This is a genomic window from Intrasporangium chromatireducens Q5-1, assembly GCF_000576575.1.
GTDB classification, from domain to species: domain Bacteria; phylum Actinomycetota; class Actinomycetes; order Actinomycetales; family Dermatophilaceae; genus Intrasporangium_A; species Intrasporangium_A chromatireducens.
On the sequence record NZ_AWQS01000131.1, the window covers coordinates 1 to 11,105 of the forward strand.

The following is an 11,105-nucleotide window of genomic DNA, read 5'->3' on the forward strand; positions in this document are numbered from 1 at the left end:
GTCGTCGTACACCAACGTTATGGACTCAACTGCGCGCCGCGCCGGTCGCCCCACGCACGGCCGCAACCACAGGGATGTCAACGCCCTGCAGCACGTGCCGCGGCCGCCGGGCCCGCCCGTTCGCCGGACAGCTCGACGCGACGGCGAACCGGTGGGCGTAGCGGGTCCTTGGAGGCGGAGGATCCGCGTGCCGCCGCGCTTTTCGATCGCGCCTCCAGACAACTCCCCGATGGCGCCAAGTTCGTAATGGGGAAGGAAGCGGCCAAATCGCATGGAACGTGGGACGCCCGGAAGGAGGCCCTAACCAAGGTCTTTGGCATTCGAGCCGGCAACTTTCGCTCCTGGCAGGCGTTAGATGGTGCGATCTGGGTGCGCAACAGCATCGCTCATGGTTCTGGCGGGTTATCACGCATGCAGAAGCGTGCAGAGGCGACGAAGGCCGAAGCACTTGGTGTGGCGTTGATAGACGGTCGCCTCTACCTGCGCGACGAATCCGTTGCGCGCTGCGTTGATGCCTGCTGTGCCTTCGTCGTAGAGCTCGATGACGCTGCCGGGCCTTTGATCTAACGGGCAGGCCCATGCTCTTGGTCTGGAGCTTCGCGAGCAACGTCTTCACTGGTTCATACGCGGCTTCAGCAAGTGCAAGCTGCCCCCTCACCTGGGCGCTGACGCTGCCCCACAGTGGGCGAAGTGGGCGCCCACAGGTAGGCGCCTAAGACGCGGTCGAGCGTGCCACGGTCCCTCCGGCAAGAAGGCGGATCCGTTGAACCCTTGGGGAGCTTCCGATGGAAGTTCGTGCGCCGCTCCCAGGGTTTCAAGCCTTCGGGACAAGATCCGGCTCTTGCCGCCCGCTGTGAGGGCCGCTTCGTCCCTCGGCGGACTCAAGCGGTGAGCTTGAGCACCTCCGGCGGAATCTTGGCGGAATCCCGCCGGTCAGAGCGGCGGAGAGGACATTGACTTCAAGGGTCGAGATCCCGCGTTTCGGCAGGTCAGAGGCTTAAAAGAGAGCGTGCCCCCGGCAGGATTCGAACCTGCGACACCCGCTTTAGGAGAGCGGTGCTCTATCCCCTGAGCTACGAGGGCGGACATGGCTGAAACTCCTGCTGGAAACCGTGGCGCAACCCGTGATGTAACTGGGGGACCGCCAGGCGACCAACGGTGACAGGGTAGTGGAGGGCTGGTCCACACATCCAATGGGCCTCGGGCCGCCGACGATGGGCGAAGGAGAGGGCCGAAGTCGACCCGCCGTTTGGAGGAACGTGTCCCGAGACCCCGGCCGGTGGCACCGCAGCGTCAGGTCAGCGGGAGAGCACCCTGAGGTCAACAAGGAGGGCGACGGGACGCGCGCCTCGGCCTCGCCCGACCAGCATCTCGTAGTCCCCCGGTCCGTCGCCGCTCGCGAACAGCACCCCGCTCACCCGGTCCTCGACCTCCACGGTGAACACGCCCTGCCGATCGAGTTCAGTGGTGAGCTCGTCCGCCTTCGCGGCGACGAGGGCGACGTCGTCGGCAGCGATGAAGGCACCGCATCCCACGTCGATGGAGAGGCGCGTGGAGGGGACCGGGGGCTCGACCCAGGACTCAACCGCGGAGACGTCGCCCACGACCGCGACACAGGGCCGAACAAGCTCTCCGCGCGCGGTGGCATACCGGATCACGGCAACCTCGACGGGAAGCAGGTCACCTTTTAGCTCGAGCTGTGTGGGCGGTCCTTGCCATGCCATGGAAACTGGGTCGCAGACGGTGATGCGACCTCCCGGCGCGTCGACCGGCTTCGCGACGAGCCGCACCAGCTCATGCGTTTCCTCGTCGTCAGTGACGAGTGCCCCGGCACCGTAGGGCAGCAGCTCGGCGGTCGTCATGCCCGAGCGCAGGCGAGCGGGCCACGGGGCATCCTCCATCTCCTCCTCCGGGGTCAGCGGTGTGGCTTCTTCGCCCCAGCGGGGCGGCAGCCCCGCTGCCGACTTCGTGTGGGCCACGATGTCGGCGATCCAGTGCACATTGTCATCACTCATGCGGACTGGATAGCAGACCGCCCAGCAAGCCGGGGCCCGTTTCACCCACCTGTTGACGAGAAGGAGGCCATGGCGGACGTGGATCCGACGAGCGGCGCGTCCCGCTCGTCAGGACAGGTCCACCGACTGGAGTCGGTCGTACTCATCCGCGTTTCGGCTGGGTTCTGAAGCTCAGGCGGGTGTTCTGGCCAGATGGTGAACTTGAGGCATGACCGCCCCGCCCGCCCATGCCAGTTCGAGCCGGGTTCAGCCTCTGATCGCGCTGGCTCACCTGGTGGTCGCCGCCGCTGCGGTCGGCGTGGTCCTGGTCCTGCTCTATGCGGGCACCCGCCCCAACGCCGAGCTGGAGGGCGGGTATGCCGTAGTGGGCGGCATGCTCGTCCTGCCTGTGCTCACCTTCGCCGCAGCCGCGGTCGCCTGCGCGGTGGCACGGTCAAAGGCACCGCGGCGGTCGCTGCGGTTGTCGATCGCCCTGGCGTGCGTCGAGCTCGTCACCGCGATTCTGCTCGCCTGGGCGGCTTGGGTCGCGGTCGCGTCCTATGGCGAGTTCGCGCCCTGGCGTTCACCGGTCGTTGTCCCCGCCCTCCTGCTCGGTGCGGCCGGAACAGCGGCCCTCGCCCAGGCTCGTCGCGCGCCGAGGCAACCGTGACACATTCTCGACAGGCTCACTGACCCCGCTCCGTCGATGCGCCGACACCGTCGGGGGAAAGCACTGTCACGCCTCGCCGGCACAAACGAGTCGCCACGGCGGCCGTCTTCCGTGCTTCTGACGTCCCGGTCACCACGAGCCGCGCCCGGGAACGAATGTCGGGACGGCCCCTCACCACGACGGCCGACACCTCGAGGGCCGCCCGGGTCCCCGGTGGGCTTCGCCTCCTGATCTAGGTTGGACCGGCGAACTGGGCGACGCCGTACCCACGCGCCGCCGGCCCCCGCCCAAGCCGCACCCACCGCTCAAGCCACACCCCACCGGGCCGAAAGGGCAGCAAGGAATCCTAATGGTCGATGTCCTGCTGGCCGGCGGTATCTCGATGGCCATGGCACTGCTCTGCACGAAACCGTTCATCGCCTTCCTCGTCCGGCGCCGCTACGGCCAGTTCATCCGGGACGACCTCGTCCACCACCACGTCAAGCGGGGCAAGCCCACCATGGGTGGCGTCGTGATCATCGCCGCGGCGCTCGTCGGGTACTTCGGCTCACACGCGCTCCTGCGCGTCCTCGGCGGCACGGGAGTGCTGCAGGTGGTCCCGAGCTCCATCTCGCTGAGTGCCGTGCTCGTGCTCTTCCTGCTCACAGGGCTCGGGATCGTCGGGTTCCTGGACGACTTCACCAAGATCCGCAAGGAACGCAGCCTCGGCCTCACCTCGAAGCAGAAGCTTCTCGGCCAGACCCTCGTCACCGTCGTCTTCGCCCTCGCCGCCCTCCTGATGACCGACTCCCGCGGGATGCGACCGGCCTCCACCGCCATCTCCTTCGTCCGGGACACGCGGCTGGACCTCGCCTTCGCCGGCCCCGTGCTGGCCGTCATCTTGTTCATCGCGTGGTCGAACGTGCTGATCGCCGGGGCCTCGAACGGCGTGAACATCACCGATGGCCTGGACGGCTTGGCCACCGGAGCGTCCGTCATGGTGTTCGGCGCCTACACGATGATCAGCCTGTGGCAGTTCAACCAGGGGTGCCAGGTGCTGCCCGGGCCGAAATGCTACGACGTGCCCGCTGCCCTGGACCTCGCTGTCGTCTCCTGCGCCATCGCCGGCGCCTGCTTCGGATTCCTCTGGTGGAACGCCTCGCCCGCCGAGATCATCATGGGCGACACCGGCTCGTTGTCGCTCGGCGCGGCGCTGGCCGGGATGGCCATCCTTACCCACACGCAGCTGCTGCTCGTGGTGCTGGGTGGGCTCTTCGTCATCGTCACCGCGTCGGTCATCATCCAGGTCATCAGCTTCAAGACGACCGGCCGGAGAGTCTTTCGGATAGCGCCCCTTCACCATCACTTTCGAGATGGTCGGGTGGTCCGAGGTCACCATCGTCGCCCGCTTCTGGATCATCGCCGGCATCTGCAGCGCGGCAGGACTGGCGCTCTTCTACGGCGAGTGGCTCGCCCAGCCCTGACCGCCGAAGCGCCCCACGGCCGGGCGTGGAGGTCATCCACGATCCGACCACCCGCTGTCCGCTCCCAGACGGGCACCCACCCTCACCTCCGACGCACCCTTCGGTGCCGGACTGGCCTACCGGAACGCTAGGGTCCCCGAGTGATCCTCGAGCACGCCCTCCTGGCCGTACGACCGGGCAGTGAACCTGACTTCGAGCGGGCCTTCGCCGACGCCCGCCGCATCATCGCCGCAACCGCCGGCTTCCGGCGCCTCTCCCTCTCCCGAGGCGTCGAGCGCCCCAGCACCTACCTGCTGCTCGTCGAGTGGGAGCGCCTCGAGGACCACACCGAGGGATTCCGGTGCTCGCCCGGCTACCAGGAGTGGCGCCGGCTCCTGCACCACTTCTACGACCCCTTCCCGGAGGTCGAGCACTTCGAGCAGCGCATCGAGGCATGACCCGACCCGCACGGTCGCGCGACGCTCAGCCCATCGAGCCGGGCCCACGCCGCCACGCACCCTCGGGAACGTGCGACGGAAGCGCGCTGTGCGGCATACGGTGATCTCATGTCGTGGGACGGCTTGATCGAGATCTTCAATCCCGGGCACCGGCACTTCCGGGAGGAGCGGGACCGCAAGCGGCTCGAGGCGCAGATCCCCGAGTCCGAGGGCGACCCGCTGCGCGACTTCGAGCGCGGCATCATCCGCATCCCGGCCAAGCCCGCCCCGAGTGAGCCGATCCGCCGTCCGGCGCAGCAGCACGAGGACCGGCACGAGGACCAGCCCGAGGAGCAGACAGGCGACTGACGTCGGGAGGGGCCGAGGCGAACCCATCCAGAGGTCCATCGTCTCAATCGAGAGGTAATAGATCCTTCACCTTTACTCAATTGGGTCCTACGGTCGAGCCTGTCGCGCCAACGCCGGCGTGATCCGACTGGACGGCAAGGACTCGCATGACTCTCCTCGACTCACGGCACCTGCCCGACGAGCCCCAGGCTCCGGGCGCACCCCAGGGGGCGGCGGCGCAGCCGTCCGACACCGGAGGTGGCGAGCCGCGTCGCCGGAACTGGTGGGCTCTCGCGCTCGGGCCGGTCGCGGGACTGGTCCTGACGCTCCTGCTGCCCGAGTCGCTCTCCTTCGGCGGGCGCGCTGCCGCCGGCTCGGCACTCTGGATGGCGCTGTGGTGGATGACCGAGGCCGCCCCGATCCCCGTCACCTCCCTCCTGCCACTGGTCCTCTTCCCCCTGTTCGGGATGGCGCCGCTGAAGGAGGTCGCGGCCCCGTATGCCGACTCCGTGGTCTTCCTCGTCCTCGGAGGCGTCGTCCTCGGGCTCGCGACGGAGAAGTCGAACCTGCACCTGCGGGTCGCGCTGCTGACCATCCGAGCGGTCGGCACCAAGCCGGCCCAGATCGTGTTCGGGCTCATGGCGGCCTCCGCCTTCATCTCGGCCTGGGTGTCCAACACGGCCACCGCCGTGATCATGGTGCCCATCGCGGTCTCGATCCTGCGTCTCGTGCGCAAGGTGGACGAGCGCGCCGGTGGGACCAAGTTCGCGGCCGCCATGCTGCTCGGCGTCGCCTATGGCGTCACGATCGGCTCGACCGCAACGCTCATCGGGCAGCCGCCCATGGCCCTGATGAAGGCCTACCTCGCCAAGAGCCACGGCATCGACGTCGGGTTCGGCCAGTGGATGCTCGTTGGTGTGCCGTGGGCCGTCGTCATGCTCGTGCTCGTCTGGGTCGTTTTGACGAAGATCGTCTTCCGCGCCGAGGTCGACGAGATCCCCGGTGGTGCGGCCGTCATCAACGCGGAGCTCGGCAAGCTCGGTCGGCTCACCACCGCAGAGCGGCGCGTCGGCCTGATCTTCCTGGCAGCCATCTTCTTCTGGGTCTTCGTCCCCCTCCTCGCGCAGCTGCCGGCCGTCGCCAAGGCGGCGCCCTTCCTCGACAACATCTCCGACCCGCAGGTCGCCATGGCTGCTGCCATCGCCTGCTTCCTCGTGCCGGCCCGCAGCCGCTCCGAGGACCGTTCGGGCGCGCCTCTGCTCGAGTGGAGTGCGGCCGCCGAGATTCCCTGGGGCCTGCTGCTCCTCTTCGGCGGGGGACTGTCGCTCTCGGCGATGTTCTCCGCGACGGGTCTGTCGAAATGGATCGGCAGCCAGGTCACCGCCCTGAGCCACCTGCCCACCGTCGTGGTGCTCCTCGTCGTCGCGGTCGTGGGCCTCGCGCTCACCGAGCTGACGTCCAACACGGCAACGGCCGCGGCCTTCTTCCCCATCTTCGGTGCCGTCGCCGTCGGCATCGGCATGGACCCGCTCCTCATGACGATCACCGTCACCCTGGCCGTCTGCTCCGCCTACATGTTGCCGGTGGCGACCCCGTCGAACGCCGTCGCGTTCGGCTCGGGAGAGGTCAGCATCAAGCAGATGATGCGCGCCGGAATGTGGCTGAACCTCGCGTCGATCGTGATCCTGTTCGTCGTCCTCTCGACGTTGGTCCCCCTCGTCTTCGGGGTCGGTCTCTGACGCTGCGCAAACCCCACGCCGAACGCCCGGCGGAGCCGGGCGAGCGGGATGCAGCCCCGGTGCGCACCTCCCGCCCCGGCCAGCGCGCGGTGGGGGAGCGGTATGCCGCTGAGCCCACCCCGTCGGGACCGCCCCGGCCGGCGCGCGGTGGGGGAGCGGCATACCGGATGTCCTCCACGGTGCCGGGCGGCCCCCTTGTTAGCCTGCAGCAATGACTGACGCCCCGTCGGCCGGCACGGCCACCGCCACGCGGGGCTCGGTCGACCCACGCGCGGAGCGGGTCGCGGCCGCCGTCAAGGTCTGGCAGCGCACGCTCGTCGACCTGGGCGGTCGCAACACCCTGCTGTGGTACCGCGACCTCGCTGCCGGCAGCCTCGACCTGACCACCGCCCACCCCGGCGGCGTCTCGATGCTGCTCGCGGGTCGGCAGACCCGACTCAGCGACCTGTTCCGGGAGCCCGGCGCGCTCGACGAGGCGCGCCACCGGGCGCGCGCGATCCGCGCCAAGGCGCTCGAGCTGCAGGAGGAGCGCGGCATCGCCGCCGGCTTCATCGCGATCGGCATGGCGACCTGGTCGGTGCCCCGCGCGGCGCGGCCGCCGGCCGCCCCGGTGCTCCTGCGCACGTGCCTGCTCCGGCCGACCGGAGCGGCCCAGGAGGACTTCGAGGTCGTCCTCGGTCCCGAGGCGGAGTTCAACCCCGTCCTGCGCGAGTACCTCCGGTCCGAGCAGGGCATCGAGCTCGACGGGGACGCCCTCGCGGACCTCGCCGAGGTCGGCAACGCCTTCGACCCCTACCCCACCTATGCCGCGCTGACGCACGCCTGCGCGGCCATCCCCGACTTCCAGATCGCCCCACGGCTCGTCATCGGCACCTTCTCCTACGCCAAGCTGCCCATGGTGGCGGACCTTGCCCTGCAAGGCGATTCGCTCGCCGATCACGACGTCGTGGCGGCCCTGGCCGGGGACGAGTCGGCGCTCGCCGCGGTCCGGTTGCGCGTCCCGGAGACGGACCCCGACCCCGACCCCGAGCGTGAGCACCTCGTCCTCGACGCCGACTCCTCGCAGCAGGCGGCCATCGACGCGGTCCGGGCCGGCGCCCACCTCGTCATCAAGGGACCGCCCGGCACCGGCAAGTCGCAGACGATCGCCAACCTCGTCGCCGCGCTCACCGCCGAGGGCAAGTCGGTGCTCTTCGTCGCCGAGAAGCGCGCCGCCATCGACGCGGTCGTCTCGCGGCTCGACCGGCTCGGCCTGGGCGACCTCGTCCTCGACGCACACGACGGCACGACGAACCGGCGCGCGATCGCCAAGCAGTTCGCCGCGAGCCTCGACGCCGCCCTCGAGCACCGCCCCCCGACGAGCGACCCCACCTCGGAGACGCTGCGCGACCGGCGCTCCCGGCTCATCCGCCACGTCCGGGCGCTCCACCGGGTGCGCGAGCCGTGGGGCGTCTCGGCCCACGACGTCCAGGAGGCGATGGCCGAGCTCGCCAGCCGCCGACCGGCACCGACCTCGCACGTGCGCCTCACCGGTCCCGACATCCTCGGCCTGAGCCGGGCCCGCGCCGTCGAGCTCGGGCGACGGCTGCGCGACGCCGTCGGTCTCGGCGCGTGGACGGCCGACGGGGACGACCCGTGGTTCGGCGCCCGCATCCTCACCGCCGACGACGCCGCCCGGGCCCTCGACATCACCACCGGGCTCAGCTCCACCGACCTCGAGGCCGTCGCCACCCACCTCAACGGCATCCTGTCCGAGTCCCAAGTGCCGCAGGCGAACTCGCTCGCCGACTGGCAGTCGGCGTTCGCCACGATGTCCCACGTGCGGCACACCCTCGAGGTCTTCCGTCCCCAGATCTTCGACGTCCCGCTGACCGAGCCCATCGCCGCGACCGCCAGCCGCGACTGGCGCCTGGAGCACGACGTGCAGATGAGCTGGCTGACCCGTCGCCGGGTCGCCCACCAGACCAAGCGACTGCTGCGCCCCGGCCGCCCGCCGGCCAACCTGCACGAGGAGCTGGTGGCCGCGAGCGAGCAGCGCCAGCACTGGGCCGCCCTCGTCGGTGGTGGCGGTCGCCCGGAGATCTCACCGCGTCTCGACGAGGGCAGCGAGCTGCTCGAGCGCGTCGGCGCGGACCTCGACTGGCTCGCCGCCCGCCTCGCGACCGGCGAGAACGGCGACGACCTGCGCGCCATGCCGTTGGCCCAGCTGCGCGAGCGGCTCGCCGCGCTCGCAGCACGGTCCGACCGTCTCGCCGTCCTGCCCAACGTCACCGCCGCGCTCGACGACGTCCGCGCCGCCGGGCTCGGGCCCATCATCGACGAGCTGGCCGCCCGCGGGGTGCCGGCGGAGGCCGTGACGGGGGAGGTCGAGCACGTCTGGTGGGCCTCGGTCGCCCAGGACATCACGGTCCGCGACCCCGACTACGGCGCCCACGACGGCGCCGGCCTGCGGCGCGCGGTCGACGAGTACGTCGCGTCCGACCACGCCCACCTCGCCGCCACCGTCGAGCGGGTCCGCAGCTCGGTGGCCCGCAACATCCGCGAGGTGCTCTCGGACAACCCGGCCCACGAGGCGCTCGTGCGCGCCGAGGCCGGCAAGGCACGGCGGCACAAGGCGCTGCGCGACCTCGTGCCCCAGGCAGGCCGCACGCTCACCGCCATCAAGCCGTGCTGGGCGATGAGCCCGCTCGTCGTCGCCTCGACCCTGCCGCCCGGCCGCTGGTTCGACGTCGTCATCTTCGACGAAGCCTCCCAGATCCAGCCGGCCCAGGCGGTCTCGGCGATCTCCCGGGCCCGGCAGGTCGTCGTCGCCGGCGACGAGCGGCAGCTGCCCCCGACCAACTTCTTCACCGTCGTGTCCGACGACGAGCCGAGCACCGACGAGGACGTCCTCACCGACGGGTTCGAGTCGATCCTCGACGTCCTCGCCGCCGCCCTGCCGACCCGCCAGCTGACCTGGCACTACCGGTCGCGCGACGAGCGGCTCATCGCCTTCGCCAACGACGCGATGTACGACGGCACCTTGACGACCTTCCCCGGCACCTCGCTGGCCTCGTCGGTGCGGCTCGAGCCGGTCGACGGCGTCGCTCGGGTCGAGCACGGCGTGCAGGCCATCGAGACCACCCCGTCCGAGGTCGACCGGGTCGTCGAGCTCGTCCTCGAGCACGCGCGGACCCGCCCGCAGGAGAGCCTCGGGGTCATCGCGCTCGGCATCACCCACGCCCTTCGCCTGCAGGAGGCGGTCACCACCGCCCTGCGCGAGGCACCCGAGCTGTCCCCCTTCTTCTCCGAGGACCGGGACGAGCGGTTCTTCGTCAAGAACCTCGAGCGCGTCCAGGGCGACGAGCGCGACGCGATCATCCTGTCGGTCGGCTACGGCAAGACGCCGCACGGGCGGGTCCTGCACCGGTTCGGCCCGCTCAACCAGGAGGGCGGCGAGCGCCGCCTCAACGTCGCGATGACCAGAGCCCGCCAGCGCATGACGGTCGTCTCGGCGCTCCACGCCGCCGACCTCGACCCCGCTCGGCTCAAGGCCCGCGGCGCCATGATGCTGCGCGACTTCCTCGCCTACTGCGAGGCGGGCGGGCCACCAGCCGCAGCCACCGTCCCCGAGACGGCGCCCGCTGTCGGCGACCCCTTGCGGCACGACCTCGCCGAGCGGCTGCGCCGCGCCGGCCTCACCGTCCACGAGGACCACGGTGCCGGTGCCCAGCGGATCGACCTCGCGGTCGAGGACCCCTACCACCGCGGCCGTGGCCTGCTCGCCGTCGAGACCGACGGCCCACGGTATGCCGCTCACCGCAGTACGCGAGAACGTGACCGACTGCGCGCGGAGCAGCTCGGCCGGCTCGGCTGGGAGCACGTGCGCGTGTGGTCCACCGACGTGTTCCGCGACCCGGCCCGGGAGATCGCCCGGATCGTCACGCTCGCCCGGGACCAGCCGTTCGTACCCCGCGCCGACGCGGCCCCGCCCACCTGCGCCGACGCCGAGGCGGGCGCAGGGGAGCAGCCCGGCGACGGGGGGTCTGACGCGGTGGAGCCCGCTGGCCCGGACGGGGCCGACACCACCACCTCGGCCGGTGGTTCCGAGGCGTCGCCGACAGACGGTGCGACGGGAAGCGGCAAGGGCAAGGGCCGTCGGAAGCGCCGGCGTGCCTTCCGCAAGGGCACTGGCGCCGCGGCGTCGGACGAGGGCGAGGGTTACGGTCCCACCCAGGACGACCTCGAACTCGGCTGGGGCGACCGCGGTGAGGACCCGGCCGGCCGCGACCGCTGGCTCCAGGAGCAGCGCCCGCCCCACTACGAATGACCCAGCCCACCGACCCGATCGAGAGCACAATCTCGACGGTCGAGCGCACAATCCCCACGATCGAGAGTGCACTGGTTCTGGTCGAGCGTGCGCTTCCTCTGCACTGGTTCTGGTCGAGCGTGCTCTTCCTCCGAGCGAGAGTGCACTGGTTCTGGTCGAGCGTGCG

The 11,105-nt window shown here is 70.7% G+C and carries 7 protein-coding genes, 1 tRNA gene and 1 pseudogene; 7 read left to right on the top strand and 2 right to left on the bottom strand.

Annotated elements, in window-relative coordinates; translation table 11 throughout:
• The first annotated feature begins 168 nt into the window (after positions 1-168).
• A complete protein-coding gene (locus N864_RS24720; RefSeq protein WP_155892953.1) occupies positions 169-567 on the top strand; it encodes a hypothetical protein in 399 nt (132 codons plus the stop codon).
• Between the two features lie 443 nt (positions 568-1,010).
• Here N864_RS24720 and N864_RS14385 read toward each other — a convergent pair.
• Positions 1,011-1,083 (bottom strand) — tRNA-Arg (locus N864_RS14385).
• Between the two features lie 215 nt (positions 1,084-1,298).
• Positions 1,299-2,015, bottom strand: a complete 717-nt coding sequence (locus tag N864_RS14390; protein WP_155892954.1) for a hypothetical protein — start codon at positions 2,013-2,015, stop codon at positions 1,299-1,301.
• A gap of 208 nt (positions 2,016-2,223) precedes the next feature.
• On the opposite strand from N864_RS14390, the gene N864_RS14395 reads away from it, so the two are divergent.
• The 6 genes and pseudogenes from N864_RS14395 to N864_RS14420 all read left to right on the top strand — a co-directional run bounded on the left by N864_RS14395 (position 2,224) and on the right by N864_RS14420 (position 10,939).
• Positions 2,224-2,664: a hypothetical protein gene (locus N864_RS14395; RefSeq protein ID WP_034718097.1), complete on the top strand. Its 441-nt coding sequence runs from the start codon at positions 2,224-2,226 to the stop codon at positions 2,662-2,664.
• A gap of 349 nt (positions 2,665-3,013) precedes the next feature.
• A pseudogene (gene mraY, locus N864_RS14400) lies at positions 3,014-4,127 on the top strand (phospho-N-acetylmuramoyl-pentapeptide-transferase).
• 140 nt (positions 4,128-4,267) lie between these two features.
• Positions 4,268-4,564 (top strand): antibiotic biosynthesis monooxygenase family protein, encoded by a 297-nt coding sequence (locus N864_RS14405; protein ID WP_034718099.1) that lies wholly within the window; start codon positions 4,268-4,270, stop codon positions 4,562-4,564.
• A 108-nt stretch (positions 4,565-4,672) separates the two neighbouring features.
• Entirely contained in the window at positions 4,673-4,912 is a 240-nt protein-coding gene (locus tag N864_RS14410; protein ID WP_034718101.1) for a hypothetical protein, read from the top strand.
• A 146-nt stretch (positions 4,913-5,058) separates the two neighbouring features.
• On the top strand, positions 5,059-6,630 hold the full coding sequence (locus N864_RS14415) for an SLC13 family permease (protein ID WP_081793864.1): 1,572 nt from the start codon (positions 5,059-5,061) through the stop codon (positions 6,628-6,630).
• Between the two features lie 211 nt (positions 6,631-6,841).
• Complete coding sequence (locus N864_RS14420; protein ID WP_034718103.1) at positions 6,842-10,939, top strand: AAA domain-containing protein; 4,098 nt, start codon at positions 6,842-6,844, stop codon at positions 10,937-10,939.
• Positions 10,940-11,105 lie beyond the last annotated feature (166 nt).

Bases quoted from the DNA above. Each gene is read 5' to 3' on its own strand.
- N864_RS14390 (WP_155892954.1), bottom strand. From the start codon at position 2,015: ATGAGTGATGACAATGTGCACTGGATCGCCGACATCGTGGCCCACACG.
- N864_RS14395 (WP_034718097.1), top strand. From the start codon at position 2,224: ATGACCGCCCCGCCCGCCCATGCCAGTTCGAGCCGGGTTCAGCCTCTG.
- N864_RS14410 (WP_034718101.1), top strand. From the start codon at position 4,673: ATGTCGTGGGACGGCTTGATCGAGATCTTCAATCCCGGGCACCGGCAC.
- N864_RS14415 (WP_081793864.1), top strand. From the start codon at position 5,059: ATGACTCTCCTCGACTCACGGCACCTGCCCGACGAGCCCCAGGCTCCG.
- N864_RS14420 (WP_034718103.1), top strand. From the start codon at position 6,842: ATGACTGACGCCCCGTCGGCCGGCACGGCCACCGCCACGCGGGGCTCG.